Source organism: Flagellimonas chongwuensis (genome assembly GCF_013376415.1).
In the GTDB taxonomy this organism is placed as follows: domain Bacteria; phylum Bacteroidota; class Bacteroidia; order Flavobacteriales; family Flavobacteriaceae; genus Flagellimonas; species Flagellimonas chongwuensis.
This window is the reverse complement of sequence record NZ_WYET01000005.1, coordinates 78338-105151: the sequence shown is the minus strand read 5'-3', so window position 1 is coordinate 105151 and position 26814 is coordinate 78338. Positions and strand designations below refer to the sequence as shown.

The 26814-nt window shown below is 41.3% G+C and carries 28 protein-coding genes; 15 read left to right on the top strand and 13 right to left on the bottom strand.

The window, feature by feature from the left end:
* Nucleotides 1-92: 92 nt before the first annotated feature.
* The 6 genes from GUA46_RS12710 to GUA46_RS12685 all read left to right on the top strand — a co-directional run bounded on the left by GUA46_RS12710 (nucleotide 93) and on the right by GUA46_RS12685 (nucleotide 5665).
* Nucleotides 93-833, top strand: coding sequence for a carboxypeptidase-like regulatory domain-containing protein (locus GUA46_RS12710; protein WP_108247204.1), 741 nt, complete (start codon nucleotides 93-95; stop codon nucleotides 831-833).
* Complete coding sequence (locus tag GUA46_RS12705; RefSeq protein WP_176620815.1) at nucleotides 830-1639, top strand: hypothetical protein; 810 nt, start codon at nucleotides 830-832, stop codon at nucleotides 1637-1639. The genes GUA46_RS12710 and GUA46_RS12705 overlap by 4 nt, the downstream gene beginning before the upstream one ends.
* Nucleotides 1640-1831: 192 nt before the next feature.
* On the top strand, nucleotides 1832-2350 hold the full coding sequence (locus GUA46_RS12700; RefSeq protein WP_176620814.1) for a DUF6702 family protein: 519 nt from the start codon (nucleotides 1832-1834) through the stop codon (nucleotides 2348-2350).
* A 61-nt stretch (nucleotides 2351-2411) separates the two neighbouring features.
* Nucleotides 2412-4730 carry a M1 family metallopeptidase gene (locus GUA46_RS12695; protein ID WP_176620813.1) on the top strand — a complete coding sequence of 773 codons (2319 nt, stop codon included), beginning with the start codon at nucleotides 2412-2414 and terminating at the stop codon, nucleotides 4728-4730.
* 80 nt (nucleotides 4731-4810) lie between these two features.
* A complete protein-coding gene (locus GUA46_RS12690) occupies nucleotides 4811-5086 on the top strand; it encodes a Sec-independent protein translocase subunit TatA/TatB (RefSeq protein WP_108247198.1) in 276 nt (91 codons plus the stop codon).
* Between the two features lie 6 nt (nucleotides 5087-5092).
* Entirely contained in the window at nucleotides 5093-5665 is a 573-nt protein-coding gene (locus tag GUA46_RS12685; RefSeq protein WP_176620812.1) for a phosphatase PAP2 family protein, read from the top strand.
* Here GUA46_RS12685 and GUA46_RS12680 read toward each other — a convergent pair.
* On the bottom strand, nucleotides 5631-6272 hold the full coding sequence (locus tag GUA46_RS12680; protein WP_176620811.1) for an O-methyltransferase: 642 nt from the start codon (nucleotides 6270-6272) through the stop codon (nucleotides 5631-5633). The two genes, GUA46_RS12685 and GUA46_RS12680, sit on opposite strands and share 35 nt — an antisense overlap.
* 65 nt (nucleotides 6273-6337) lie before the next feature.
* Between GUA46_RS12680 and GUA46_RS12675 the strand changes: the two genes are divergently transcribed.
* From GUA46_RS12675 to GUA46_RS12665, 3 genes are read left to right on the top strand one after another with little or no spacing between them, the layout of a single operon-like run.
* A complete protein-coding gene (locus GUA46_RS12675) occupies nucleotides 6338-6802 on the top strand; it encodes a GNAT family N-acetyltransferase (protein ID WP_176620810.1) in 465 nt (154 codons plus the stop codon).
* A gap of 57 nt (nucleotides 6803-6859) precedes the next feature.
* A complete protein-coding gene (gene kynU, locus GUA46_RS12670; protein WP_176620809.1) occupies nucleotides 6860-8128 on the top strand; it encodes a kynureninase in 1269 nt (422 codons plus the stop codon).
* A gap of 41 nt (nucleotides 8129-8169) precedes the next feature.
* Nucleotides 8170-9318 carry an MFS transporter gene (locus GUA46_RS12665; RefSeq protein WP_176620808.1) on the top strand — a complete coding sequence of 383 codons (1149 nt, stop codon included), beginning with the start codon at nucleotides 8170-8172 and terminating at the stop codon, nucleotides 9316-9318.
* A 135-nt stretch (nucleotides 9319-9453) separates the two neighbouring features.
* Here the strand turns inward: GUA46_RS12665 and GUA46_RS12660 are convergent, their stop codons facing one another.
* Nucleotides 9454-10959, bottom strand: a complete 1506-nt coding sequence (locus GUA46_RS12660; protein WP_176620807.1) for a S41 family peptidase — start codon at nucleotides 10957-10959, stop codon at nucleotides 9454-9456.
* Nucleotides 10960-11094: 135 nt separating this feature from the next.
* Nucleotides 11095-11784: a hypothetical protein gene (locus tag GUA46_RS12655; RefSeq protein ID WP_176620806.1), complete on the bottom strand. Its 690-nt coding sequence runs from the start codon at nucleotides 11782-11784 to the stop codon at nucleotides 11095-11097.
* A gap of 85 nt (nucleotides 11785-11869) precedes the next feature.
* Here GUA46_RS12655 and GUA46_RS12650 point away from each other — a divergent pair, with 85 nt between their 5' ends.
* The 4 genes from GUA46_RS12650 to GUA46_RS12635 all read left to right on the top strand — a co-directional run bounded on the left by GUA46_RS12650 (nucleotide 11870) and on the right by GUA46_RS12635 (nucleotide 14172).
* Complete coding sequence (locus tag GUA46_RS12650) at nucleotides 11870-12499, top strand: RNA polymerase sigma factor (protein ID WP_176620831.1); 630 nt, start codon at nucleotides 11870-11872, stop codon at nucleotides 12497-12499.
* Nucleotides 12500-12688 carry a hypothetical protein gene (locus GUA46_RS12645; protein WP_108247190.1) on the top strand — a complete coding sequence of 63 codons (189 nt, stop codon included), beginning with the start codon at nucleotides 12500-12502 and terminating at the stop codon, nucleotides 12686-12688.
* A gap of 34 nt (nucleotides 12689-12722) precedes the next feature.
* Nucleotides 12723-13550 carry a mechanosensitive ion channel family protein gene (locus tag GUA46_RS12640; protein ID WP_108247189.1) on the top strand — a complete coding sequence of 276 codons (828 nt, stop codon included), beginning with the start codon at nucleotides 12723-12725 and terminating at the stop codon, nucleotides 13548-13550.
* Between the two features lie 76 nt (nucleotides 13551-13626).
* Nucleotides 13627-14172, top strand: coding sequence for a ClpP family protease (locus GUA46_RS12635; protein WP_108247188.1), 546 nt, complete (start codon nucleotides 13627-13629; stop codon nucleotides 14170-14172).
* A 142-nt stretch (nucleotides 14173-14314) separates the two neighbouring features.
* Here the strand turns inward: GUA46_RS12635 and GUA46_RS12630 are convergent, their stop codons facing one another.
* Genes GUA46_RS12630 through GUA46_RS12620 form a run of 3 tightly spaced genes read right to left on the bottom strand, consistent with a single transcriptional unit; the run spans nucleotide 14315 to nucleotide 17267 of the window.
* On the bottom strand, nucleotides 14315-15847 hold the full coding sequence (locus GUA46_RS12630; RefSeq protein ID WP_108247187.1) for a cryptochrome/photolyase family protein: 1533 nt from the start codon (nucleotides 15845-15847) through the stop codon (nucleotides 14315-14317).
* Between the two features lie 3 nt (nucleotides 15848-15850).
* On the bottom strand, nucleotides 15851-17149 hold the full coding sequence (locus GUA46_RS12625) for a DASH family cryptochrome (protein ID WP_176620805.1): 1299 nt from the start codon (nucleotides 17147-17149) through the stop codon (nucleotides 15851-15853).
* Nucleotides 17139-17267, bottom strand: coding sequence for a DUF2256 domain-containing protein (locus GUA46_RS12620; RefSeq protein ID WP_417943009.1), 129 nt, complete (start codon nucleotides 17265-17267; stop codon nucleotides 17139-17141). Before GUA46_RS12620 ends, GUA46_RS12625 begins: the two co-directional genes overlap by 11 nt.
* A gap of 162 nt (nucleotides 17268-17429) precedes the next feature.
* On the opposite strand from GUA46_RS12620, the gene GUA46_RS12615 reads away from it, so the two are divergent.
* Entirely contained in the window at nucleotides 17430-18779 is a 1350-nt protein-coding gene (locus tag GUA46_RS12615; protein ID WP_176620803.1) for an FAD-dependent oxidoreductase, read from the top strand.
* 78 nt (nucleotides 18780-18857) lie between these two features.
* Here GUA46_RS12615 and GUA46_RS12610 read toward each other — a convergent pair whose 3' ends face one another.
* Nucleotides 18858-19637, bottom strand: a complete 780-nt coding sequence (locus tag GUA46_RS12610) for a zinc ribbon domain-containing protein (protein WP_176620802.1) — start codon at nucleotides 19635-19637, stop codon at nucleotides 18858-18860.
* Between the two features lie 5 nt (nucleotides 19638-19642).
* The gene (locus tag GUA46_RS12605; protein ID WP_176620801.1) at nucleotides 19643-20737 is read right to left on the bottom strand and encodes a Nif3-like dinuclear metal center hexameric protein; all 1095 of its coding nucleotides are present in this window, start codon (nucleotides 20735-20737) and stop codon (nucleotides 19643-19645) included.
* A gap of 48 nt (nucleotides 20738-20785) precedes the next feature.
* On the opposite strand from GUA46_RS12605, the gene lpxK reads away from it, so the two are divergent.
* On the top strand, nucleotides 20786-21784 hold the full coding sequence (gene lpxK, locus GUA46_RS12600) for a tetraacyldisaccharide 4'-kinase (RefSeq protein WP_176620800.1): 999 nt from the start codon (nucleotides 20786-20788) through the stop codon (nucleotides 21782-21784).
* Here lpxK and GUA46_RS12595 read toward each other — a convergent pair.
* From GUA46_RS12595 to GUA46_RS12575, 5 genes are all read right to left on the bottom strand, one after another.
* Nucleotides 21781-24003: an ATP-binding protein gene (locus GUA46_RS12595; RefSeq protein WP_108247180.1), complete on the bottom strand. Its 2223-nt coding sequence runs from the start codon at nucleotides 24001-24003 to the stop codon at nucleotides 21781-21783. The two genes, lpxK and GUA46_RS12595, sit on opposite strands and share 4 nt — an antisense overlap.
* Complete coding sequence (gene gap / locus GUA46_RS12590) at nucleotides 24000-25010, bottom strand: type I glyceraldehyde-3-phosphate dehydrogenase (protein ID WP_176620799.1); 1011 nt, start codon at nucleotides 25008-25010, stop codon at nucleotides 24000-24002. Before gap ends, GUA46_RS12595 begins: the two co-directional genes overlap by 4 nt.
* A gap of 17 nt (nucleotides 25011-25027) precedes the next feature.
* Nucleotides 25028-25903 carry a lipoyl synthase gene (gene lipA / locus GUA46_RS12585; protein ID WP_176620798.1) on the bottom strand — a complete coding sequence of 292 codons (876 nt, stop codon included), beginning with the start codon at nucleotides 25901-25903 and terminating at the stop codon, nucleotides 25028-25030.
* Nucleotides 25904-25965: 62 nt separating this feature from the next.
* On the bottom strand, nucleotides 25966-26526 hold the full coding sequence (locus tag GUA46_RS12580; protein WP_176620797.1) for an RNA polymerase sigma factor: 561 nt from the start codon (nucleotides 26524-26526) through the stop codon (nucleotides 25966-25968).
* Nucleotides 26527-26553: 27 nt separating this feature from the next.
* Nucleotides 26554-26763: a membrane or secreted protein gene (locus GUA46_RS12575; RefSeq protein ID WP_108247176.1), complete on the bottom strand. Its 210-nt coding sequence runs from the start codon at nucleotides 26761-26763 to the stop codon at nucleotides 26554-26556.
* Between the last annotated feature and the right edge of the window lie 51 nt (nucleotides 26764-26814).

Here is a 26814-nt window from a genome sequence, read left to right as displayed (position 1 = left end):
TTGTAGGGCACAGAATTAACAAAAGTTTAGAACGGCTTAATTTTTTTTATGCCGTTCATGGACTTTCTTTAACTGATACTAAATACATTCCAATGAAAAATATATACTTGATCGTGTTCTCTTTACTGTTGTCCGGCTATTGCATGGCTCAGGACTCCCGTCAAATGTTGCGGGGAAAGGTGCTTTATAGGAGCTCCAACGTCCCCAACGAGAACGTTATCAATTCCACCAGTGGCCATGCTACTATAACCAACGACAATGGTGAGTTTATGATCGAGGTGATGGAAGGCGACCAATTGGTCTTTACCGCAATTAATTACCAGTTGGAGGTAGTGAAGATCACACCGGAAATATTGGCCAACAACCGTTTGGTGGTAGAGGTGGATGAAAAAGTACAGGAGCTGGACGAAGTAGTGGTGAGCCCGGAAAACCAAGAACGCTTTCTTGAGGTGAAAAACGAGGATTTTAAACAGTTCGATTACGAAATAGATCGTAGCACCGAGGTGGAGAATATCGCCAATTCCCAGATTACACGTGGCATGAAGGATGGACTCAACTTTGTGAACATTTTTAAGGCTCTATTTAAGTCTCAAGATGCCAATGGACAGGAGCGGATTCCGCTAAAAGTGAGCGAAGTGCTCCGACATGTGTACGATGACGAGTTTTTTGTGGTGGATCTAAGGTTGCCACAGGACAAGATAGATGCATTTCTGTTGTATTGTGATGACAAAATACCTTCCCAGACCCTACTCAAAAAAGAAAATGAGTTTCAGTTGATCGATTTTTTGGTGACCCAAAGCAAGGAATTTAGGGCAACGTTAAACGAGGAATGAAAAAGTGCTTACTAGCCTTGCTGATTTTTGCCGCCCAATGGGCTTTTGCCCAAGAAGGTGATGCTAAAATATTGCAGGGAAAAGTTATCAGTGCCGACAAGGATGTTGTGGGGGTTGTAGTTCAAAATGTGACCACTGCCGATGCGGTAATCACCGATTTGGAGGGCAATTTTTCCATTCGGGTAAGGGTAAACGATACCTTGATGTTCTCCGCTGTACATTTTTTAAGAAAATCCCTTCCCGTTACCGAAGCATTGTACCGCTCCAACTTTGTTGAAGTGCCCATGCAGGAATTTGTGAACGAGCTCAAGGAGGTGGTGGTGACCCCCTATAACTTGACAGGAGATCTTACCAAGGACATAGACCGTGTAACCTTGGAAAAGGATGTAAGCGCAGAGGCGTTGAACCTGCCCAATGCCCATAGGCGTATTCCTACCCAGAGCGAGCGTAAATTGCAGGAAGCATCTTCCATGAGCATGACCGCTGGCGGTGGTTTGGGAGGTGCAGGTGGCGGTATGAGCCTCAATCCCATCATCAATGCGATAACAGGGCGCACCAAAATGCTCAAGAATAGGGTGAAGATTGATAAAACCTATGCCCAAACACAGCAGGTGCAAGGGTTTTATGCTGACTCGCTTTTTGTGGCGACCCTAAAGATTCCCATGGAGAAAATAGATGACTTTATGTATTTCTGCGAGGTGGACGAAGCTTTTCAAACAGCCGTGGAACTGGGTGACAAACTTCAAATCTTAGATATTATGATTCAAAAGAGCAGGGCATACCGGGAGAGCAATAATTTGGATTGATTTCTTTTAGGAAACAGGAAACAGGAAACAGGAAACAGGAGACAGGAGACAGGAGACAGGAGACAGGAGACATTTTGTCAAATCTTATATCTAGTTTCTCGCATCTCATATCTTACAAAATAGTTTGGCAGGTAAATTGCAGAAAGATTTCTAAAACTGTAACATTGCTGTGCAATTAAAGCCCAATACCACATGATGACACTAAAAAAAGGAAGGATGGCATTTTTACCTTTGGTAATGTTGTTGTTGCTATCCTTTTCATCCGCCCATAAATATTATGTAAGTGTTACCAATATCGCCTATTCCAAAGATGATAGCGCGTTCCAGATTACCAGTAGGGTCTTTATAGACGACCTCGATAAGTTGCTGAAGGAACGGTATGACATTGAGGCCAAATTGGCCACGCCAAAGGAATCCAAGTTGGCGGACGAGTACATTGAAAAATATTTTAGGACAAAGTTTGCGATAGAACTGGATGGTAAGCCCGTTCAATATAATTTTTTGGGAAAACGCTACGATAACGATATGGTAATCTGTTATCTGGAAATTCCCAAGGTAAAGTTATCGGAAACAAAAAGCATGACCATACAGAACGAAGTGCTTATGGATCTCTTTGATGATCAGCAGAATATAGTGCATGTAAAATGGAACGGAAACAAAAAAAGTTTTATGCTGATCCGTCAGAACAATAAAGGAATGTTAAACTTATGACGTATTCTTAACAATTGGTTAAAATATGTTATTTTTCACCGCTATTAAATCAGATAAAAAAATGAACAGATTCAAGTATTGCTTAGCTTCTGTCTTGTTCCTTTTTGGAGCCGTGGTTATGGCTCAAGAAGAAGGGGACGTAAAAGAAAAGCGGGAGCCCGGTCATTACAACCAAAGTAGATTCAAACAATTGTACGAGGAGTTTTCCACTCCCAACACTTACCGTTCGGCCTCAGGTGCCCCAGGCCCTGATTATTATCAACAGCAGGCGGATTACGTAATGGACATCCAGTTGGATGACAAGAACGCGAAGATCAGTGGGGAAGAAACGATTACGTACCATAACAATTCGCCGGACGATTTGGAATTTCTTTGGGTGCAATTAGATCAAAACGTGCGGGCCAAAGATTCAAAGTCTCCTTTGCGGGACGGAAATGGTGTAAATATCGCCTATACGGCGGACAACTTTGCCCAGACCTATATAAGTGAGCCGTTCGATGGTGGTTTCAATATACAATCGGTTACCGATGCCAGCGGAAAGCCATTGTCGTACACCATCAACCAGACCATGATGAGGATCAATATCCCCGAACCGTTAAAAAGCGGGGAGAAAGTTTCATTCTCTATCAAATGGTGGTACAATATTCCAGACCATACCGTGAATAGAGCACGTTCCGGTTACGAGTATTTTCCAAAAGACGGTAACCGTGCTTATGTAATCGCACAGTTTTTTCCAAGAATGGCCGTTTACAGCGATGTGGAGGGATGGCAGAACCACCAGTTCTGGGGAAGCGGAGAGTTCGCGTTGCCATTTGGTAACTACGAAGTAAACATCACTGTACCTGCAGACCACGTATTGGATGCAACAGGAGAGCTTCAAAACAGAGATGAAGTGTTCTCCAAAGAGATGTTAAAGCGTTACAAGCAGGCCAAAAAATCATACGATAAGCCTGTGATCATTGTAACCCAAGAAGAGGCCGAAGCAGCGGAAAAAGGGTTTTCTACCGACACCAAGACATGGAAGTTCAAAGCAACCAATGTTAGGGATTACGCATTTGCATCGTCCAGAAAATTTGTTTGGGACATGCAGGCCGTTAAAATAGGCAACAAAGATGTAATGGCAGTTTCCCTTTACCCAAAAGAAGGAAACCCACTTTGGGAGGAACTATCCACCAAAGCCGTGGTGCAGACCTTGCAGACCTATTCAAAGCATACTTTTGATTACCCTTACCACAAAGCCATTTCCGTTCACGCAAAGAACCAGGGAATGGAATATCCGATGATTTGCTGGAACTACGGACGTCCGAATGAGGATGGTACATATTCCGACAGGGTAAAATATGGAATGATCAGTGTAATCATCCATGAGGTAGGACACAACTTCTTCCCTATGATCGTTAATTCCGATGAGCGTCAGTGGGGATGGATGGACGAAGGAATCAACACATTTGTCGAATATCTTGCGGAGCAGGAATTTGGTAAAAATTATCCTGAGGTAATAGTGCCCAACAGCGAATACCCATCACGAAGAGGAAAGCCTGCTGACATTGTTCCATACATGGCGGGAGACCAAAGTTTTATTTCTCCTATCATGTCCAACCCGGAAAACGTGTATCAATTGGGTCCTAACGCCTACGGTAAACCGGCAACGGCACTTAATATTTTAAGGGAGACAGTAATGGGAGAGGAATTGTTCGATCATGCTTTCCAAACCTATGCCCAACGCTGGATGTTCAAGCATCCGACCCCAGAGGACTTCTTCCGCACCATGGAAGATGCTTCCGCAGTGGATTTGGATTGGTTCTGGAGAAGCTGGTTCTACACTACCGATTATGTAGATATCGGTGTATCCGGTGTTAAAAAATACTATGTGTCCAACAAGCCTACCAAGGAAATGGAAAAATATATGGCCGATAGGAACCTTACCGAAGCCGACCTACCACCATTGGTATATTTGGCCGAGGAAGATAGTGAGGACTTTGCTCCGGAGCTAAAAGGAAAATCCCCGACCGAGACTTCCAAGAACCTTAAGGAATTTATGATGGACAACATGACCGAAGCCGAAAGGGCCCAGGTAAAGGAGCCAAAGTATTTTTATGAAATCACTTTTGATAAGCCAGGAGGAATACCAATGCCATTGATCGTAGAATACACCTACGCAGATGGAACTACCGAGAACATCACGTATCCGCCAGAAATCTGGAGAAAGAACGATGCCGAGGTAAAACGGGTAATGGCCACCCAAAAGGAATTGGTGGGGATTGTAGTAGATCCAAAATTGGAAACTGCGGATATCGACACCACCAACAACGCTTGGCCTAAGAAAGACGAGAAGTCTGACTTTGATAAATTCAAGGAAAATATCAAAGGAGACAGGTAACATAAAAAACTATGTTAAGAGCCCCGTGATTTCACGGGGCTTTTTTTATTTTGGAATGAAGATCTGATTATATTTGTGCCATGCAATTTCTATTTATCAGTGGAGCCGAGATTTTTTTCATCCTATTTATAGTGGTGATGGTGTTTGGTGCGGACAAGATTCCCGGTATCGCCAAGGGACTAGGGAAAGGAATGCGTCAACTTAAGGACGCAACGGACGATATTAAACGGGAAATACAGAAAAGTGCGGATGATGTGGATACCGATTTCACAAAGAACATCCGTAAGGAAATCGACGATGTAAAGAAGAATGTGAACGAAGTTTCCGGTTCCATCAAAAGAGACCTCAACAAGTAGATTCCTATGTTGGAAAAATTGCTCAAATGGGATAGGGACACTTTTGTTTATCTCAACGCACTGGGCATAGAGGATTACGACGTTTTCTGGTCTACCGTTACCAATATTTCCACTTGGATACCATTATTTATCCTTTTTCTCCTTCTTTTTTACCTGAAGTTTTCCAAAACCGAAGCTTTGTACAAGTTTCTCACCGTGCTGGGCTTGGTGGTTTTTATCACGGCTATTACCCATATCACCAAGGTGTCGGTGGCTAGGCTAAGGCCCAATAATACAGAAGAGATCAACACCCTGATTCGTATTTTGAAAAGTCCAACGGATTATAGCTTTTTCTCTGGCCATGCGTCCAGTTCCTTTTCCATAACCACTTTAGTGTTTCTTTTTTTACGCCATAAGGTAAAGTGGGCAATACTCTTTTTTATCTGGCCCATATTGTTTGCCATGAGCCGTATTTACGTAGGCGTGCATTTCCCCATTGATATTATCGTTGGAATGATAGTCGGGATTTTGTCCGGATTACTTTTCTTCTGGATTTACCAACGATTTATAGCACCCTACTCAACGTCAGTCCGTCTCTAATGGGCAACAATACGGTTTCCACTCTAGGATCTTCCTTTAATTTTTGATTGTATTCGAGCAATACAGCAGTGGCCCTGTCCGATTTCTGTAACGGTTCTACCACTTTTCCGGACCATAGCACATTGTCAGAAAGAATAACACTGCCAGGTCTCGTTTTTTGGATGACAGCTTCAAAGTAGGCATCGTAGTTTACCTTTTGCGCATCAATAAAAATAAGGTCAAAAGTTAGGTCGAGCTCGGGAACAATATCAAGTGCATCCCCGATATGTTGTTTGATTTGAGGGCCAAACCCGCTTCTGTCAAAATACCTGCGCTGCATTTCATGGAGTTCCTCGTTCACCTCAATGGTATGCAGTTCCCCATCTTTTTGAAGCCCTTCCGCCAAACACAAGGCCGAATAGCCCGTGTAGGTGCCAATTTCCAAAATATATTTGGGGTTGATGATCTTGGACAACATACTTAACACCCTTCCTTGAAAATGCCCGGTGATCATTCGGGGCTGCACCACCTTTAAGTGTGTCTCACGGGTGAGTTCCTGCAATAATTTGGGCTCGTCCTCCGAACTGTTGGCAATATAACTCTCCAAAATGGGCGATAGGAAATGCATGATATATTTTTCGCAAAAATATAGAAAAGAACTACATTGACTGCTTGATAAAACAAAAGAACCTCATGACGTTACCAAAGGTAAGCATACGAAAAGCAACATTGGAAGACTTGCCCAAGCTCCTCAACTTTGAACAGGAAATCATAAAGGCAGAGCGCCCTTTTGATGTTACCATAAAAGAAGGACCTATCAGTTATTACGATATTGGAGAAATAATTCAGGATACAAAAGCATGTGTTTTGGTCGCAGAAATAGATGATAGGGTCGTAGCTTCGGGCTACGGTATTCCCAAAAGAGCACGGCATTATCTGGACCATGAGTTTTACGCATACTTAGGTTTTATGTATACCGATGAAAATTTTCGGGGGATGGGAATCAATGCCAAGATTGTAGGCGAGCTTAAACAATGGTCTCAGAACCAAGGTTACAAGGAAATCCGATTGACGGTCTACAATGAAAACTTACCGGCAATCAAGGCTTATGAAAAAGTAGGTTTTAAAAAGCACATCATTGAAATGCGTTTGGAGTAATTTTCTTTTGATTACATTACTGCTACAAATTGTATTTTTGATGAAAACCAGAATAGAATGACATTCGAGAATACGCTTGAATTTGCCAAAAAGTTGGATGCTTCCGATGCTTTGGCTTCCTATAGAAATGAATTCCACTATCCACAAGTCAACGGAAAGGATGTAATCTATTTTACGGGCAACTCACTTGGGCTTCAACCCAAACGTACCCAAAAGTTTGTCGATGAAGTTATGAAGGACTGGCGAGAGCTGGCGGTCGAGGGGCACTTTTATGCTGATAAGCCTTGGTGGGATTATCACGAAAGACTAGCCGAAGGTTTGGGCAAGGTCGTAGGGGCAAAACCCAAGGAAGTTTCGGTGATGAACACACTTACCGTAAACCTTCATTTGTTGATGGTGTCCTTTTATCGGCCCACCGAAAAACGATTCAAGATAATCTGCGAAGAGAAGGCGTTTCCGTCCGACCAATATATGTTGCAAAGTCAGGTAAGGTATCACGGACTGAATCCCGAGGATGCCATAGTAGAAGTGAAAAAACGAGATGGGGAACATGCATGGCGCACTGAGGATATCATCCAAAAAATAAATGAGGTGGGCGATGAGTTGGCTTTGGTGTTGATGGGTGGTGTCAATTATTATAATGGACAAGTATTGGACATGGGAGCGATTACCAAAGCAGGAAAGGGCGTAGGCGCCTATGTTGGCTGGGATTTGGCCCATGGTGTTGGAAACATCAAATTGAACCTACACGATTGGGATGCTGATTTTGCCGCTTGGTGCAGCTATAAATACATGAACAGTGGCCCGGGGAACGCATCGGGAGTCTTTGTGCACGAAAAACACTTGGGCAAGGAGGACATCCCTCGTTTTGAAGGCTGGTGGGGAACCAAAAAAGAGACCCGCTTTTTAATGAAGCCGGAGTTCGACCCTATCGAAACCGCCGATGCATGGCAACTGAGCAATCCCCCTATTTTATCCATAGCACCCTATTTGGCCTCTCTGGAACTATTTAATGAAGTAGGCATGGATGCACTGATCGAAAAACAAAAGACCATTGTGGCCTATCTGGAGTATGTGCTCCACGAGATAGATAAGGAAGTAGAGAGCACATTTGAAATTATTACCCCTGCGGACAGAGGGTGTCAACTCTCCGTGTTTTTGCACGGCGAAGGGAAATCCATTTTTGACTATTTAATGAAAAAAGGTGTGATTACCGATTGGAGGGAGCCGAATGTTATCCGACTGGCACCTGCTCCATTGTACTGTTCGTATGAGGATATGTATCGTTTTGGACAAATCTTAAAAGAGGGTATACAGAGCAAATAAGAACCAATGCACTAAATGAACCGACTAAACACCACCATTAGATGAAATCCCTATGGCTTATTCTGTCCAATCCAAGATATTTTGGAGTGGCATGGGTATTTACCAGTATCAATATTTGGTTTGGAACATGGGCCATTTATATTCCCACCGTAAAGGAAAAACTGGATATAAATAAAGCAGATTTGGGCATAGCCCTGTTCTGCTTGTCGCTGGGGGTTTTCACCATTTTCCCCGTAGCTTCCAAGGTGATCAATAAACTTGGGGTAGGAAGGTCGTCATGGTACGGGGTAATATTTGCCTCCATAACGGCAATGTTGCCGCTAATGGCTCCCAATTATTATATGCTGATGGCAGCTTTGTACCTTTTTGGGGCGAGCAATGGATTTATAGATATCGCCATAAACACTTTGGTCACGGAGATTGAAAAAGAGGATAAACAGAACTTTATGTCCGCGGCCCATGGCTTTTTTAGTCTGGGCGGTATTTTGGTAGGCTTGGGCAGCTTCCTGATTCCTGTGATTGAAAACCCTGTGCTGCACATGGGCATTACCGTTGTGTTGGTTTTTGTCATCAATTTTTTTCTAAAGAAACATTATATCCATGTTGTGGCTGCCCCTGTGGAGAAGGAGCCCTTCAGCATAAAATTGTTCAAGCCGTTGCTTTTGCTGGGCATTATTGGGTTTGTGTCCTTTGGCAGTGAAGGCGCCATTATAGATTGGAGTTCCCTTTACCTAAAGGAAATGACCAAGGCCCCGGAATTGCTTATCGGAGCTGGATTTTTGGCATTTTCCACAACGATGACCTTAGGTCGGTTTCTGGGTGATGGTATCAGCGCAAAAATTGGGCCCATACGAATAGTAGGAGTGGGTGCGCTTATTGCCGCAGTAGGTTTTGTGTTGGTCTTAACGCAAAATACCACATGGTCTATCATCGGCTTTGCTCTTAACGGTCTTGGTTTCTCGGTCATTGTTCCCGAATTGTTTCGTATCGGTGGGAATGTCAAGGGAGTGGATTCTTCCCAAGGTGTTGCTTTTATAGCCGGGTTCGGGTATATCGGATTTTTGTTGGGGCCTGTTATTCTAGGATTTATTGCTGAAAGTGCCTCCCTGAATTATAGTTTTATCTTGCTCCTGTGTATGGCCATCTTGGTTTTTGGGATTACGTTTTTTCTGCGAAGGAGAGGGAAATAGTGTCAATTGTATATGCTCATATTGGAATTGATTAATGTTCTATGGTCATAAGGTATTATTTGGCCGATGGCAGGTCATATGATTTTCTAAGTTATCAGTTTCCGGCTATACCAACTTCTCACATATAGGTGATAGTTATTTTTCCTTTATCAGGGCCTTTAACTTTTCAAGTTGTGTGTCCGATTGCCAAAGTACTTGGCTCATGTCCCTTTCTATTTTTATATCAGGTGTTGTTCCGTAGCCGTCCAAAACCTTTCCATCTTTCTGAAAGGAGACCATTGTACTGATTTTTCCGAACAATTTTGAATTGGGAAGGTCCACCCAATCGCTATTGCCACTAGAACCATCCGTCGTCACTCCAACAATTTTTATATTCGGAATTCCTTTGAAAGCAGAGACGAAAACAGATGCCGCACTGAATGTTTTTTCATTGGCCAAAATATAGACAGGCTTGTTGTAGTAAAGTCCTTGAGCGGATAGTTTATTTCCATTCAACAATCCAAAATAATATTCGCTGTATTTTTCTTTATCCAATTCATAGATGGGCTTGAAATTATTTAAAAACTCCGTTGCCTTTTTCTGTTCCCTGTCATCCAATTCCGAAAAAGAATATAAAAATCGGCTGTGTAGGCTTTCTTTATAATCTTTTGGTAAGGGGAGTGGCCCTCTTTGCTTGACTACATTTACAACATGAATGGAGTCAGGGTGAATCAAATATTTTGCAAATTTATATAGCAAATCCCGTGTTCCTCCACCATTGGCCCTGACATCGATAATTAGGGCTTCACTGTTATTTTGAATGGATTTCATAAATGAATTGACTTTCTCAAAAAGTAGGGGAGCTTCATCCTTACTTACCATTTCCGGTAGTTTGATGTATGCGATGTTGTCGTCCAAACTAAATAGCCCAGCAATATTTTCGGGTTGGTTAAAGTCCTCGTCCTTTATAAAAAGATAGTCCCTTTCAAATTTTTCATCCCATGGTCTTTGCCTTTCTGATTTATCAATTATGGGAAATTCCAGAACAGTGTCTTTTTGAAATGTAGCGTCCGAAAGTGTTACTTCGACTTCTCTCTTAAGTGGTTTGTCCAGTAATATGTAGTTCTTTTGGATATCCCTGATGTCGCGAACCGCTAGTGTAAAATAGGTCTCTTCGGGCGCTTTGACGTCTTCTGGCCGCGTTTTTTGCAAGAATTCATTTATGTCCAGACCATCAATCTTTTTGAGGTACGGAAAATGAGGATTTAGGATTTTCAAGGTTTTATCCTGATCATAATTCAAAACAACAACTTTATAGTTTACAGGTGCGTAAACAAACGGTAAGAATAAGGATTCGTTTAGGCTGTAGCCTCTAATGCCATTTAAAGCGGAATGTCTATCCCCGATTTTGGCCAAAGTGTTGGTGACAAACAAACCAAAATTTTCAAGTCTTGTGGAATCTTTTAACGATGTAAGATAATTTTCAAAATCCTTGTTGAAATCAAAACCGTTCAGATAAGCATAGGAAGACTTTTCATTTAATGTTTTGATCAAAAATTCAACATCTTCCGTTACTTGTTTTTTGGTAAGCCAATTATCCTGTGCTTGTGCATGTACGATAACCAAACAAAATAATGGGATGATTAGGTGTTTAAGTTTCATTTATAGTTTTTGTTTCAAAAATTTCTTTACCCGAAATAGGAAATTAAACGATGGAAAACATCATTTTTAAGCGCTAGGGAGAATTTTGAAAATGCTTTTTGTGAACAAATTATGCCACAAAATCAAAGAAAGCTATTATTCCTTGCTTACCGAAAGCCCAGTGAAATATAAGTTGGTACCACCTTTGGGACGATTGTGCTGCTTCGCTAACTGCAACCCCTGCATCTCTACATAATCTTCCCAAGTAGAGACCAAGTTGGGCTCTTCTTGGTTGGATTTGCGATAGGCCCACTCGCGAATAATATAATCGTCCTTAAAATAGAAATCATATGCATCACCGGGAGTGTAACCACCTTCGTTGGCATACACTATAGTGAGTTTTTGCATAGGTTCTTCGCTAATTGGAGCGGTGGCTTTAGCTGTATGTTCGTAGGTATAATTGCCGGAGTCCCACATTAAATTAAAAGGGGCCATCAACCAATATCTGTCATTGATAAAACCACTATTTGTTTTTAGGGCAATGCTGTCCATGGAATTTCGGTTGTATGTAAGGGTGTCGGGTCCCGAAATGGCCGTTACTGTGTTTTTCTTGGGTTTCCAGTCCCAACTGCGCTCAAAATGCATGGAATCCCTATCTACATTAAAGGTAAATGTGATTTCCTTTACAGCTCCCCAGTTTTCAAAACCATGGGCTTCGGCAATAAGTTCCGGAACCGATTTGTCGGTTTCGGCCGTTTCTTGGGTCTCCTCTTTTTGTTTTGGCTCCGTTTTACAGGATGCGAAAAATAAAATGGCGAACAATCCAACGATGTAATAGGTCTTCATATCTGGTTTTTAACCAAATATAGTGTGAAAATCCGTTATTTTGCGCCCCATTTTAAAAAGCCTGACCAATAAACCTGTTTTTGAAGTGACTTTTTTAAAAAACTTGTTTCTCATACTTATAAGTAACCCCGACAAAGCGTTTTTGGAAAAGGAAGACTTATACGTACATCTTTCTGATGAGGAATTAGTAAAACAGATTGTAGCGGACAATGACCCTATGCTCTTTGGGAAGTTGTATGACCGCTATGTGAAAATGGTCTATAACAAATGTTACGGATTTGCGAAATCAGCGGACGAGGCGGAAGACTTGACCCAGGATGTCTTCCTTCAATTATTTATCAAACTTCGAACCTTTAAGGGAAAATCGAAGTTTTCTACATGGCTATATTCTTTTACCTATAATTTTTGTGTGAACTATGTAAACCGGAACAAGCAACTTAAAATACGGGACAAATCCGTACAGGTAGAAAGTTCGGAATACAAACTTACCGAAGAGGTGCCCGATGAGAGCTTGTTTGAGATGAAAGCCGATAAACTCAAGAAATGCTTGGAAATCATCTCCGCTGAAGAGCGGTCCATTTTATTGTTAAAGTATCAGGATGGAGCCAGTATAAAGGAACTGGTAAACTTATTGGATATAGGGGAGAGCGCAGTGAAAATGCGGCTTAAAAGAGCCAAAGAAAGACTATTGGAAATCTATAATACCCTCGAATAGATGGCAAAGAAACACAAAAACCCATTCAAAGAGCTGGAGGCTTCCTTGCACGAGGCCCCACCGGAAATGAAGCAAAAAGTAATGAACGACATTGCTGCGGCAAAGTTGATCATGGACATGGCTTCATTGTTCTCGATTAATTTGGGCAGTGCTTTGCGTAAGCTTTTCCGAACTATGGGCGACAACTAATCAACTAACAGAACACTATAAATAAACAACAACTATGGAGACTATTAATGAATGGAAAAATGTGACCCTGGAGTCCCTGTCTGGCATGGGCAAAGAAATGGCGCAGGCCTTCCCAAAGATATTGGGCGCTATCATTATTTTAATTTTAGGTTGGATCGTTATCAAAATTGTACTCTTCCTTCTGAAGAAAATCCTTAAACTGGCCAAAGTGGATATGCTCAATGACAAAATCAATGGCATGGACGTCACCGGCAAAGGAGACATCAATGTAGATATCATAAAAATTATTTTGGGGTTTGTTCGGTGGTTCCTGATTTTGGTGTTTTTGATCGTAGCTGCCGATATTTTGGATTGGAAAATCATTTCACAGGAAATAGGTAACCTTTTACATTATCTGCCTAAATTCTTTAGTGCATTGGCACTATTGATGCTCGGTTTCTACATCGGAAACTTTGTGAAGAAGACGGTCAAGCGATTGTTCGATTCACTGGAATTTGGAGGTTCCAATATCGTAAGCAACCTGTTTTTCTATGTAATCGTCATCTTTATGTCCATCACCGCATTGAACCAAGCAGGTGTCGATACCACTATCATCACCAATAATATCACGTTGATTCTGGGTTCTTTCCTATTGGCATTTGCTTTGGGCGTAGGATTGGGGTCCCGAGAAATTGTTGCCGATATCCTTAGGGCATTTTACACCCGAAAAACATATGTGGTAGGTGATAGAATAGTAATAGGGGATGATGAGGGAGTAATTAAATCCATAGAAAACAATAGTTTGACTCTGGAGACAAGGAGTGGGAAGTACGTTATCCCGATCAAGGATGTGGTATCGCAAAAGGTACAGATAAAATCATAATACGGCCATTGTGAAAAACAAGTGCGGTAACTTCCTTGGAATTTGATTATTTTTGAAGTCTTACAACACGTAAAAAATGAGTTCAAAAAAAGGAAAAGTTCAGGAATTGATTCAAGAAAAACTGTTAGACGACCGCAAAGTGTTTTTGTGGGGCCAAGTAGATGATGATTCTGCGAAGCATGTAATCGACCGGTTGCTCTATTTGGATATGTTGAACAATAAAGAGATTCAATTGATCATCAATAGCCCGGGAGGATATGTAACCTCTGGTTTTGCTATTTACGATACTATTAAACAGATTAAAAGTCCCGTATCTACCGTTTGTTCTGGTTTGGCAGCTTCTATGGGCTCCATACTTTTGTCAGTAGGCGAAAAGGGTAGAAGGTTTATCCAACCGCACGCCCGTGTCATGATTCACCAACCAAGTGGTGGTGCAAGGGGTCAGGCTTCCAATATCGAGATTCAGGCAAGGGAAATCATCAAGACCAAGGAACTGGGCGCTAAAATTCTATCGGAGAATTGTGGACAGCCCTATGACAAGGTGATGAAGGACTTTGATCGAGATTATTGGATGAGCGCCGAAGAATCGGTGGAATATGGTATTGTGGATGGCATTTTGTAGATAAGGCCATAACTCTTAAAAGTGAAAAGTCCTTCGCAACTTATTGTGAAGGACTTTTTATATATAGGCGCCGTAGCGGAATATTTTATTTGTTAGATATACGATGAGGTAGCTGCCGACAGATTTTAAAGAATTGTTAAAATCAAAAATCGTTGGGATTTTGTATGATTTTTTCCGCTCGTTTCTTTAATTCAGAAAGTTCCTGCTGACTTTTCTTTTCCAACAAGCTCAACATCATCGACATGCGTTGATTACCTTTAAAATGTGATTTCTTCTCTTCCAAAAAGTTCCAGTACAGTGAATTGAACGGACAGGATTTTTCTCCCGACTTAACTGTATGACTATAGGAACATTCTTTACAATAATTTCCCATCTTATTGATGTAGTTGGCGCTGCTCACATATGGTTTGGTGGCTACAAGGCCCCCATCCGCAAATTGACTCATCCCTCTGGTATTGGTAATTTCTACCCATTCTATGGCGTCGATGTAAACCCCTAAATACCATGCATCAACTTCGTCTGGGTTTACCTGTGTCAGCAAAGCATAGTTTCCAATGATCATCAAACGTTGAATATGGTGGGCGTAGGCATTGTCCAAACTCTGGGCAATGGCATTGTGCAGACAGTTCATTTTTGTTTTTCCCGTCCAGAAGAAGTCGGGTAGGGGATTGTGGTTCTCCAGTTTGTTCAACTTAGCATAGCCGGGCATTTCTTTCCAATATATGCCACGCATATATTCGCGCCAGCCCAATATCTGACGAACAAACCCCTCCACTTGGGAAATATGAATGTCATCTCTATGTTCGTAATAATAATCTACAACTGTGTCAATTACCTCTTTTGGAGAAATCATTTTAGTGTTCATGGCAAAGGACAATCGGGAATGGAACAAATACTTTTCCTGGGTATGCAAAGCATCCTGATAGTCCCCAAAATAGGTCAGCAGTTTCGAGCAGAAAAAATCCAAAAGCGCTGAACATTCCTTGTAAGAAGTAGGCCAAGGAAAGTTTTGGGCATCAATGTTGCCAAAGGTATTTACTTCCGCATTTTTGATTTCTTCCAGCAGCTCGGTTACATCAGTATCAAATGAAAGTTCCTTGGGAATGCTGGGTGATCCATCCCATTTTTTGCGATTGCTCTGGTCAAAATTCCATTTTCCGCCTTCAGGTTGGTCGTTTACCATCAAAATATTATGTTTCTTTCGCATCATCCGATAGAAACTTTCCATTAACAATTGTTTTTTGCCCTTAAAATGATTTTTTAGCTCATCCCGACTGGTATAAAAGTGTTCCGTATCAAAAGCTTCTGATGGAACGGAAATGGCTTCGCAAATTTCTTTTAACTGTTTGTCCAATCGGTATTCGTCTGGCAGTTGATATTCGAATTTTTCGATGTTATGTTTCGAAATGATTTCCTTGATAAGTTTGGACAGTTCTTGGGGATTGTTGTGGTCACCAATTTTAAAGTATTTTACATGGTGTCCTTTATCTTGTAGGGCATTTGAGAAATTCCGCATGGAACGAAAAAACCCAACTACTTTTTGAATGTGATGTTTTACATAATCAGTTTCTTGTCGCATTTCGGCCATAATATATATGTGATCATCATCAACTTGATCTAACCAACTATGGGATAGATTAAGCTGGTCACCGAGTATAAGTCTGAGTGTTTTCATGAATCAAAATAAGGTGGGTTGGAGCCAAAGACTCTGGAATTTTTTGTTTGGGTCGTAGTGTTCTGCTTGTCTTTTGGTATTGAAAGTTCTGTTCCGTGGGTCGTTGCCAACACCACTGTTGTACATCCAATTGCCCCAATTGCTGTGTACATCGTAGTCAATAAGCATAGCTTCAAAATAAGAAGCCCCGATGCGCCAATCCTGTAGCAGGTGTTTGGACCAATAACTTGCCACGTTCTGTCGCCCACGGTTGCTCATCCAACCTGTGTTCTTTAGCTCTATCATATTGGCATTTACAAAATCATCGTCCGTTTCTCCATTGATCCAGTCACTTTTAGCAGCTTCATTGGAGTGCCAGTCATACTCCTTTTGAAGGATACCATCAATTTTAAAAATCTGATTGCCATGTTTTAGGGAAACATATTTGAAGTAATCACGCCATATTAGTTCAAAAATCAACCAGTAGGTATCCTGATTTTTCTGAACCTCAGTTTCAAAGCGCTTTACTTCCCAATAAATCGTACGGGCGGAAATACTGCCATTTGCCAACCATGGTGAAAATTTGGAACTGTAATCCGTGCCTACGAGTCCGTTTCTGGTTTTTTTGTAGTAAGCCAGTTTTTTGGTATCCCAGAAGTAATGTTGCATTCGATGTAGCGCATCGTTTTCACCACCAATAAAAGGGAAGGCCGATCTATGGTCTGTATCAAAAGGAGAAAATCCCAGATCATGTAAACTAGGGAGATTTTTAGGGAGACCTATCCGATTTTCCTTTGGAAATACTTTCGGTTTCTCAAAACAAGGCCTTACCTGAACGTGTTTCTCGCACTTTTTGCGGAAAACCGTAAAAACCTGCGGAATCTGTGAGTAAGAATCAAAAGGAATGTCCTCGGGATGAAAAAGGAACTGGTCGAATGTTTTGCGGAGTGATACGGTCTTAGGTAAACGGTCTTGAACGTTTTGAATCACTTGGTTCTCCTCCGAAGTCCACTCATGCTGAAGAAAAATATGATTGATATTGAACTGCTTCACCAACTCGGGAATTTTGTCTTCAGGTTTTTCATGGAAAACTAGCAAGGTGATGTTGAGTTTTTCTAGATTTTTTTGAAGTTGATGAACAGACTCCAATAAAAACTTAGCCCTGAAACATTCTGTCTTCTTAAAGCCAAATGGGCCTATTTGGTAATTTCTAGGATCAAAAAAGTATACTGCTATCAATCGGTCGGTCTGCGCCGATAGGAGCAAGGCTTCATTATCTTGTACTCTAAGGTTATTTCCAAACCAGATTAGGTTAGTCTTCATACGTGTTTTTATTTTTTCTGCATCGTTCACTGCAATAGATGACATGCTCACAATGCCTGGCCCATTTTTTTCGCCAAGCAAACGGACGTTGGCAGACAGGACAAATTTTTACCGGCAAAAGTGGCTTCTTATGACTCAAGGAAATATGTTGTTTAATAAAAGTAATAAAAAATTAAACAAAATAAAGCTTGTCTCAAGCGAAACCTAGGAATCAGGATAGTTTAACCGTCAAAATGCTTATTTTTACTCTTTTAATCAGAATTCAGCCCATTGGGCATCTATGGCACAGACTCCAAAAAATATAGCCATCATCGGTTCCGGATTGGTGGGTTCCCTTTTAGCAATTTATCTTAGAAAAAATGGACATACGGTTACCGTTTTTGATAGGAGACCGGATATAAGGACTATCAAGTTTTCAGGAAGGTCGATTAACTTGGCAATGAGCAATCGCGGGTGGCGTTCACTCGATGAGGTGGGCATTGGTACAAAAATCAAAGAAATTGCCATTCCATTGGATAAAAGGGCGATACACGTGAACGACAAACCCATGTATTTCCAAAAGTATGGAAAGGATGGAGAAGCTATTTGGTCTATTTCAAGAGGAATACTTAACAAACGAATGATAGATCTTGCGGAAGAAGAAGGTGCAGTTTTCCGATTTAATGAAAAAGTTTGGGACGTTGATTTACCAAGTGCCAAAATTTTTACTGGAGAAACGGAAAAGAGTGAATGGAAGGAATATCAATATGATGTGATTTTTGGTTGTGATGGGGCATTTTCACGCGTTCGTCATAAAATGCAACGTAGGAGCAGGTTCAATTATTCCCAGAATTTCATCGATGTCGGTTACAAGGAGCTTACCATACCAGCAAATGAGGACGGAACTCATAAGTTGGATAAAAATTCATTTCATATTTGGCCCCGCGGTGAGTTTATGCTCATAGCCATGCCCAATGTAGATGGAAGTTTTACTTGTACGCTCTTTTTGCCTTTTGAAGGTGAAGTTTCATTTGAGAGTATCAAGACCGAAGATGATGCCAGAGAATTTTTTAAGACATATTTTCCCAATGTACGCAAGGATATAGAAGACCTTACCAAAGACTTTTTTAATCATCCCACAAGTGCTATGGTGACCATGAAGTGCTATCCTTGGACCTATTGGGATAAGGTGGCCTTGGTAGGTGACTCCGCACATGCCATTGTTCCTTTTTACGGACAAGGGATGAATGCTGGCTTTGAGGATATCTATGTGCTCAACAAATTGATGGAAAAACATGGGGACGATTGGGATACCATTTTTTCTGAGTATCAAGAAGCAAGGAAGCCAAATGCGGACGCCATTGCAGAGCTCAGCTACAGAAACTTTGTGGAGATGAGTAGTAAAACAGCAGACCCAAAGTTCTTGTTGCAGAAAAAAATTGAAAAGCATTTTGCCGCCAAGCATCCGGAAAAATGGGTGCCGGTTTATAGTCGTGTTACTTTTTCCGATAGACCATATGCCGAGGCCTTGGCCATTGGGGATATGCAAGAAGAGGTTATGCAACAGGTGATGCAAATGCCCAACATTGAGGAAAAGTGGGACTCCAAACAAGTGGAGGAAAAAATATTAGTACTTTTAAAAGAGAGTTAAAAGTATTTATACTTATTTATTTCAAAAGAAAAAGCCACCCAAAAAGGTGGCTTTTTTATTGGTTTATTTTAGATAAGCTTAAAGCTTGGCAAAAAGTTTTTCCATTCTTTCTTGCTCTTCTTCAGCTAAAAGTGGGTCTACCAAAATCCTTCCACTGTGCTCATCGGTAATTATTTTTTTGCGGGAAGCAATCTCAACCTGTACCTGAGGTGGAATGGTAAAGAAAGAACCTCCGGAAGCACCACGCTCAACAGGAACCACAGCCAAACCGTTTTTCACATTGTGTCGGATTCTTTTGTAGGCTTTTACTAAACGGTCTTCGATTTTTTCTTCGTACTCCTCTGATTTTTTCAAAAGGGCCTTTTCTTCTTTTTCAGTTTCTGCAAGAATGGCGTCCAATTCACCCTTTTTGTGTTTAAGGTGACCTTCGCGCTCGGACAATTTTTCCTTGGTCTGTGCGATGACCTCTTTTTTCTGCTCAATCTGTGCCTTGAACTCTTTTATGTTCTTTTCGGCCAACTGAATCTCCAACTCTTGGAACTCTACCTCCTTGGTCAATGAATTGAACTCACGGCTGTTCCTAACATTCTTCTGCTGCTCGCTATATTTTTTGATAAGCGCCTTGGACTCGTCGATAAGGTTTTTCTTTGCTGTAATCTCAAAATTAACGGTTTCAACATCCGTTTTTAATTTGTCCAGTCTTGTCTTAAGACCAAGAACTTCGTCTTCCAAGTCCTGTACTTCCAAAGGCAGTTCGCCTCTTAAGTTGCGGATTTCATCCACTCTGGAGTCGATAAGCTGTAAATCGTACAGCGCCCTTAATTTGTCCTCTACAGTGCTTTCTTTCTTATTCGCCATATATTTTATAAATACTTGATGGGATTCGTTATACTCTCCGATAAAGAGACTGCAAAATTAGGAATTTTTTTCGTAAGATAATCAACCAATAAATCTTTTGTAAACTGCTCAGTTTCAAAGTGCCCCAGATCGGCAACTACCAGTTGATCTTCGGCTTGGTAAAAATCGTGATATTTAAGGTCTGCGGTAACATAAATATCGGCACCGGCCTTCTTTGCGGCTCCAATGGCAAACGCCCCACTTCCCCCTAAAACAGCGACTTTTTTGACCTTATTGCCCAATAGTTTAGAATGCCTCACAACAGACGCGTTCATTTGGTCTTTTGCTAAAAGCAGAAACTGTTTTTCGTCCATATCGGTATCAAGTTCGCCTATCATTCCCATGCCTAAATCCTTGTTGGTATTCTCCAAGGTCAATACTTCGTAGGCCACTTCTTCGTAAGGGTGGGCATTAAAAAGTGCTTTTAAAATGTCTTTTTCTTTTTCAAAAGAGAATACCACATTGATTTGTGTTTCTTTTTCGGAGTGTATTTGACCAACTTTTCCAACGGCTGGGTTGGCTCCGTTCTCCGCTTTAAAACTTCCTATTCCATCTAAACTATAGCTACAATTACTATACTTCCCAAGGTTGCCGGCGCCAGCTTTGAACAAAGCTAGTTTTATATTTTCAGCATCAGCGATGGGCGCATATGTGGTCAATTTTTTTATACTCTTGGCTTTTGGAATCAAAATTTCTGGGTTTTTAAGTCCCAAAACTTCACATATTTTGGCATTTACCCCCATTTTACTGTTATCCAATGCAGTGTGCATACTATATATGGCAATATTGTTGGAAACAGCTTTGAGCACCACACGTTCCACGTAGTTGCTGCCTGTCAATTTTTTTAATCCTTTAAAAATAATAGGGTGAAAGCTTACGATAAGGTTACACTTTTTTTCGATGGCCTCGTCGACCACGTTTTCCAAAGTGTCCAGGGTTACCAGAACTCCCTCCACTTTCATGTTGGGGTCGCCCACCAATAAACCTACATTGTCAAAGTCTTCGGCGTGTGCCAAAGGGGCCAGTTCCTCGAGCACTTTTGCTATTTCGTTAACGGTCATTTTAAAAATGTTAATTGGGCTAAAGATAAAATATTATATTTTCGTTCAATGCTTCAATTGCTTCGGAAAATAGCGTTCCCCATTTCATTGATCTACGCCTTGGTGGTGCATGTTCGAAACTTCTTGTTCGATGCAGGTATTTTTTCATCCAAATCGTATGAAACCCCGACTATTTGCGTTGGTAATTTGAGTGTTGGGGGGACTGGAAAAACGCCGATGACGGAATATTTGCTGCGTATTTTGAATAACCGAAAAACTGCGGTGCTGAGTCGCGGATATAAGCGTAAGTCCAAAGGGTTCTATTTGGCAAATGATGCGACTACTGTAATGGAATTTGGTGATGAACCTTATCAGATGCAAAAAAAATTTCCAGAAGTGGCCGTTGCAGTGGACGCGGATAGGCGGAATGGCATCGAGAAATTAGAAAAATTGGTAAACCCAGAAGTTATTGTTTTGGACGATGCATTTCAGCACAGAAAGGTGAAACCAACTTTTTCCATTTTATTGACCACGCATCAAAACTTATATGTAGATGACTGGTATTTGCCCACGGGCAGTCTCCGTGATGCAAAAAAGGAGGCCAAGCGTGCAGATTTGATAATCGTTACAAAATGCCCACAGGATATTGATGACATAGAGAGGAATGCTGTCGAGGAGAAATTAGGTCCTTTAAAACATCAACAGGTGCTATTTGCCAATTTAGCTTACCACGGTTATGTAAGTGATGGCGGAGAAGAGAAAATACCATTGAACGAATTGAAGAGCGGGCAAGTGGCGTTGGTAACAGGAATAGCTTCTCCCGCACCTTTGGTCAGCTATCTTGATGGTGCAGGGATTGATTGTAAACATTTTGAATTTGGTGATCATCATCATTTTAGTGAGAGTGACATTGCGCAATTCAAAGATTACGAACTGATTCTTACTACGGAAAAGGATTTTGTTCGATTAAAGGGTAGGGTGGATAGGCTCTACTTTTTGGAAATTGCCCATAGCTTTTCCGAAAAAGATGAATCTGTACTAAAAAATGCTATTGAGAATTTGTTCTAAATGGAACCTTCCATTTTGCTTCTAAAAATGTTTTCCCCAATTTTTTGATAGAACACTTCAGGTTTAAAAGGTTTGGTGACCACATCGTTACAGCCAGCGTCATAGAAACTGTCCAGACTGTCGTCCAAAGAAATAGCCGTTAGTGCTATAATTGGGATAACCGTATCAAACTTACGGATTTGGCGAGTTGCCTCTTCTCCGCTTATACCGGGCATGTGGATGTCCATTAGAATGGCATCGTAGGTATTATTTTTTGCCATATCAATGGCTTCGTTACCATTGTTGGCAATGTCGCAGGTAATTTCTTTTTTGGTGAGCATTTTTTTTGTGATCACCTGGTTTATTTTGTTGTCCTCTACTATGAGTACATGCAGTCCTTTGAACTGAAATTCATCAAGGTTGAGCTCGAATGCAATTTCATCCCCTTCTTTACTCTCATAATCCAAGTCCATCTCAAAGTAGAAGGAACTACCGTGGTCCAGTTCACTTTCCAGATGAATGGTGCTTCCAAATAGTCCCAAGAGACTTTTTACAATTGTTAGGCCAAGGCCCGTTCCACCGTATTCCCTATTGATTTGAATGGATCCCTGCTCAAAACTTTCGAATATATTTTTTTGTTGGTCTTCCGAAATACCGATTCCGTTATCCCTCACTTCAAAATAAATCTTTACTTGGTCCTCTTCTTTTTTAAGCATTTTGGCTATGACCTCGACCCTACCGTTTTTGGTGAATTTAAGGGCGTTGCCAACCAAATTCATGAAGATTTGTGAAAGTTTGATGGGGTCTCCCATCAACTTTTTCGGAATTGTTGGATCGTAGTCAAGAATAAGTTCCGTTTTTTTCTCGTGGGCATTTTGTTGTAAGGATTCTACAACATCATCCAGCACTTTATGTAGCTTGAACTCGATGTTCAGAGGTTCCAGCTTTTCTGCATCAATTTTATTTATCTGTAGGATATCGTTGATGAAATTGAGCAGGTATTCCCCAGAAAACTTTAAAGATTTTAAGTGCTCTTTTTGGTGTTCGGATGGATTCTCCTCCAATAATAGGTGGGTGAGCCCGGTTACCGCGTACAATGGCGTTCGCAGTTCGTGCGTTACTGTGGACAAGAAGTTGGTTTTCGCCTCCATGGCCGATACTGCTGCATCACGCGCCAATTCCAGCTCTTTGTTCTTTGTGTAGAGCAGGTCATTGGTCTTTAATTTTATTTGGTTGTTTCGGAACAAGGAAACTGCCAATAAAGAGATTATGGTCAAAAAAGCAGAGGTCAGGATGGCAGTGATCTCTGAACGGTTTTTGGATTCGCTCAACTCTTCGTTTTTTGCCTGTAGCTTGTTGAGCTCGTTCATTTGATGTTCAAATCGTACTTTATCTGCCGTATTTGCATCAAGCTTTGCTTTTTCCACATTGAATATGGAATCTTTCATTTTGGAAAGTCCCTTTGCGTACAATAATGACTCTGAGTAGTTACCGTTTGCTTCGTAGATATTGGACAATTGCTCGTAAGCATTTTTGATTTCTTTGGAAAAGCCATGTTTTTCCGCTAGCTCCAGCGCAGCTTTGGAATGGACGATTCCTTCTTCCAAGTCGTTAAGGGTAACGCTTATTTTTGCCAATTGGAGATTGGCCCTGGTTGCCAGATAGGCCCGTTCCTTGTCATCAGAATTGACGATAAGTGCATGAAGGTTCTTTATGGCATCGTTGTATTTTTCTATATTGGTGTAGATATAGGCTTCTTGCAACAGAATATTGTTGGTAAGGTTTCTGTTGTTGCTTAGCTTTCTTGATTCTTCCAGCTGCTTGAGGGCCTGGAAATTGTTTCCTTCGGAATATCTAAGGGATGCATCCAGATATAGGTGAAAGGCTTGCCCAAACGAATAAGAGGTGTCCTTTAATAGTATGCTGGCACGGTCCCAATAAAAAATCGCCGTTTCATAGTCGCCTTCTTCCAAAAAGAGTCTGGCGTATTGGTGATATGTATCCAACAATAGTTTGGAGTCTTCATTCCTTTCTGCAATATTGGCTGCTTGGCTCAGCGTTTCAAGGGCTTTGTCCACATTGTTTTCGTGGCGGTACCTCATAAAATCATTAAAGATTTCCTTGACATTGGATGCTGAATTGCCGTCGTTTTGGGCAATAGTCGTTTGTATGCACAATATTAAGCATAGTAGAAACGGCCATTTAAGACCTGCTCTTTTGTTCAATAAGATTGCGATCAAACGTAATTTTTCTTTATCAGCAAAGCTATTAAATCAATAATTCTGGAACAATATCCAGTTTCATTATCGTACCATCCGATAATCTTTACCATTTTCCCGATTACGGAGGTCATCAATGAATCAAACGTACAAGAGTAACAACTATTGTTTATGTCGATAGAAACAATAGGGTCTTCGGTGTAATTAAGAATTCCTTTAAGGTTGTTTTCCGCTTGCCTTCTAAAGGTAGCATTTATTTTTTCAATCGAGGTTTCTTGTATGACGTTGAAAGTAATATCGGTCAATGACCCGTTTGGCACGGGGACTCGTATACCACATCCACCAATGACATTTGAGAGTCCTGGAAAAATACTGGTCAATGCCTTTGCTGCCCCGGTTGTGGTAGGGATTATGGATTGCCCGGCAGCTCTGGACCTACGAAGGTCTCTGTGGGGACTATCGTGAAGGCTTTGGTCAGAGGTATAGGAATGTACCGTTGTGATGTACGCTTGTTCTATGCCGCACAGTTCGTTGATAACTTTAATCATGGGTGCAGCATTGTTGGTAGTGCAGGACGCGTTGGAGATAATTTGGTCGTCCTTGTCCAGGATTTTCTCGTTTACGCCCAATACCACCATTTTTATAGAGTCGTCCAACGGCGGAACGGAAAGTATTACTTTTTTGGCCCCATTTTTTATGTGTAGGCCCAAATCCGCTCTTGTCTTAAATTTTCCAGTGGATTCGACCACGATATCCACCCCATGGGATTTCCAATCTATTTCTTTTGGATGATTGTGATTGAGTACCGGTATTTTGTTGCCATCAACAAGAATATGTCCATTTTGGTGCGATACATCAAAGGGCAATACACCATGGATACTGTCATATTTTAGCAGATGGGCCAAGGTTTCGGCATTGGCCAAATCGTTTATGGCTACCACATTGATGTTCGGATGGTTGAGCAAAAGTCTAAAAAGGGTTCTACCTATACGACCGAAGCCATTTATACCAACAGTGATGTTTTTCATGATGATGGGGTACCGTACTAGTGTATGTGCTTATGTGCTTTGTAGGATGAACGGACCAAAGCTCCGCTTTCTACATGTCTAAAGCCCATTTCCAGTCCTAATTCCTCGTATTTTTTAAATTGTTCCGGGAGGATAAATTGTTTTACCGGGAGGTGTTTTTTTGAAGGCTGGAGGTACTGCCCAATAGTGATTACATCCACATTCGCTTTTCGTAGGTCTTCCATAGTGGAGATAACTTCGCTCTCTTCTTCGCCCAAACCAAGCATAATGCCCGATTTGGTCCTGTTTGCTCCGTTTTTCTTCAAATAGTCCAATACTTCCAGACTTCTTTCGTATTTGGCTTGTATTCTAACCTCTCGTGTTAGCCTTTTTACGGTTTCCATGTTATGGGAAATCACTTCAGGGGCTACTTTCAATATTCTGTCCAAATGGTTGGAGATGCCCTGAAAATCGGGAATCAAAGTTTCCATTGTTGTTTCTGGATTCATGCGCCTTACGGCTTTTACCGTTTCTGCCCAGATAATGGACCCCATATCTTTTAGGTCATCTCGATCCACAGAGGTAAGCACTGCATGCTTAATGTTCATGATTTTTATGGAGCGAGCCACTTTTTCCGGCTCCGCCCAATCCACAGTTTCCGGGCGTCCTGTTTTTACACCACAGAATCCACAGGAACGGGTACAGATATTTCCTAAAATCATAAATGTAGCGGTACCTTCGCCCCAACATTCACCCATGTTTGGGCAGCTACCGGAGGTGCAAATGGTGTGTAGGTCGTACTTGTCCACAAGCCCCCTGAGCTGGGTATATTTTTTGCCCGTTGGAAGCTTAACCCTTAGCCACTTTGGCTTTCCTTTAGGTGGTATTACGTTTTCTGCTACGCTTGTGCTCATAGAACAAATTTAGAAGTACAAAGATACGAAACTGGGAAAGAAACTATGTGACTTGGAAGAAGTCACTTTTTTTTGATGATTTCTGCCAAAAGTTTTTTGGCACGGAGTAATTTCACCTTTATGTTATTGACGGGTTCATTGAGTTCCTTGGCTATATCGGCATAACTCATTTCTTGAAAATACCGCAGATTGATTACTTTCTGATAGTGCGGTTTCATTTTTTTGATATCCTGCAAGAGGTTGGCCAGATTTTGTTCCGTGATCAAACGGTCCTCTACGGTGGGGGTTTCGTCCAAAACTCTTTTTACCTCGTCTCCGCGGGATTCCATTTCGTTCATTAGACTTCTTTTTCGTTTTCTGAGAAGGTCTACATGAAGGTTTTTGGAGATGGTGATGAGCCAAGTCTTGAACTCGTAGTTTTCGTCGTAGGTATTGATTTTATCGAATGCTTTGGAAAAAGTCCTTATGGTAATGTCCTCGGCATCGTTTTCATTTTTGGTGCGAAGCATTTGAAAACCGTACACATCGTTCCAAAAAGTGTCAACGAGGTTACTAAAGGCAATTTGGTATCCCTCTTTTGCCCTTTGTATAATCTCCTTGATGGAATCGTCGGTTTTTTCCAAATAATAAGGCTTGCCTAAAAATTAATTTTATTGGGTATTCGTAACGGTATCTTTCTTGCAATCTTGTTCTTCCGGTAGTTTTCCGCAAAAACCACAAGCCTCACCGTCCTTGTTCAAAAAAGGACTTTGACTTGCACATGTTCCGGCAAACTCGCCGTTCTTTTTACCCCAGATTTTGATGGCGATTCCTGCAAATGCAAGTGCTAACAATCCAATGGTGACCAATACTAGCTTCATAATCCAACTTTTGTACAAAGGTACAAAATACCTTCTTAAAGGTCGGAATGT

Coding starts and splice junctions, on each gene's coding strand:
- GUA46_RS12695 (WP_176620813.1), top strand. CDS start 2,412: ATGAACAGATTCAAGTATTGCTTAGCTTCTGTCTTGTTCCTTTTTGGA.
- GUA46_RS12645 (WP_108247190.1), top strand. CDS start 12,500: ATGGCAAAGAAACACAAAAACCCATTCAAAGAGCTGGAGGCTTCCTTG.
- GUA46_RS12705 (WP_176620815.1), top strand. CDS start 830: ATGAAAAAGTGCTTACTAGCCTTGCTGATTTTTGCCGCCCAATGGGCT.
- GUA46_RS12625 (WP_176620805.1), bottom strand. CDS start 17,149: ATGAAGACTAACCTAATCTGGTTTGGAAATAACCTTAGAGTACAAGAT.
- GUA46_RS12635 (WP_108247188.1), top strand. CDS start 13,627: ATGAGTTCAAAAAAAGGAAAAGTTCAGGAATTGATTCAAGAAAAACTG.
- GUA46_RS12675 (WP_176620810.1), top strand. CDS start 6,338: ATGACGTTACCAAAGGTAAGCATACGAAAAGCAACATTGGAAGACTTG.
- GUA46_RS12630 (WP_108247187.1), bottom strand. CDS start 15,847: ATGAAAACACTCAGACTTATACTCGGTGACCAGCTTAATCTATCCCAT.
- lipA (WP_176620798.1), bottom strand. CDS start 25,903: ATGAGCACAAGCGTAGCAGAAAACGTAATACCACCTAAAGGAAAGCCA.
- kynU (WP_176620809.1), top strand. CDS start 6,860: ATGACATTCGAGAATACGCTTGAATTTGCCAAAAAGTTGGATGCTTCC.
- GUA46_RS12690 (WP_108247198.1), top strand. CDS start 4,811: ATGCAATTTCTATTTATCAGTGGAGCCGAGATTTTTTTCATCCTATTT.
- GUA46_RS12700 (WP_176620814.1), top strand. CDS start 1,832: ATGATGACACTAAAAAAAGGAAGGATGGCATTTTTACCTTTGGTAATG.
- lpxK (WP_176620800.1), top strand. CDS start 20,786: ATGCTTCAATTGCTTCGGAAAATAGCGTTCCCCATTTCATTGATCTAC.
- GUA46_RS12615 (WP_176620803.1), top strand. CDS start 17,430: ATGGCACAGACTCCAAAAAATATAGCCATCATCGGTTCCGGATTGGTG.
- GUA46_RS12610 (WP_176620802.1), bottom strand. CDS start 19,637: ATGGCGAATAAGAAAGAAAGCACTGTAGAGGACAAATTAAGGGCGCTG.
- GUA46_RS12665 (WP_176620808.1), top strand. CDS start 8,170: ATGAAATCCCTATGGCTTATTCTGTCCAATCCAAGATATTTTGGAGTG.
- GUA46_RS12685 (WP_176620812.1), top strand. CDS start 5,093: ATGTTGGAAAAATTGCTCAAATGGGATAGGGACACTTTTGTTTATCTC.
- GUA46_RS12680 (WP_176620811.1), bottom strand. CDS start 6,272: ATGCATTTCCTATCGCCCATTTTGGAGAGTTATATTGCCAACAGTTCG.
- GUA46_RS12710 (WP_108247204.1), top strand. CDS start 93: ATGAAAAATATATACTTGATCGTGTTCTCTTTACTGTTGTCCGGCTAT.
- GUA46_RS12660 (WP_176620807.1), bottom strand. CDS start 10,959: ATGAAACTTAAACACCTAATCATCCCATTATTTTGTTTGGTTATCGTA.
- GUA46_RS12655 (WP_176620806.1), bottom strand. CDS start 11,784: ATGAAGACCTATTACATCGTTGGATTGTTCGCCATTTTATTTTTCGCA.
- GUA46_RS12640 (WP_108247189.1), top strand. CDS start 12,723: ATGGAGACTATTAATGAATGGAAAAATGTGACCCTGGAGTCCCTGTCT.
- GUA46_RS12575 (WP_108247176.1), bottom strand. CDS start 26,763: ATGAAGCTAGTATTGGTCACCATTGGATTGTTAGCACTTGCATTTGCA.
- gap (WP_176620799.1), bottom strand. CDS start 25,010: ATGAAAAACATCACTGTTGGTATAAATGGCTTCGGTCGTATAGGTAGA.
- GUA46_RS12605 (WP_176620801.1), bottom strand. CDS start 20,737: ATGACCGTTAACGAAATAGCAAAAGTGCTCGAGGAACTGGCCCCTTTG.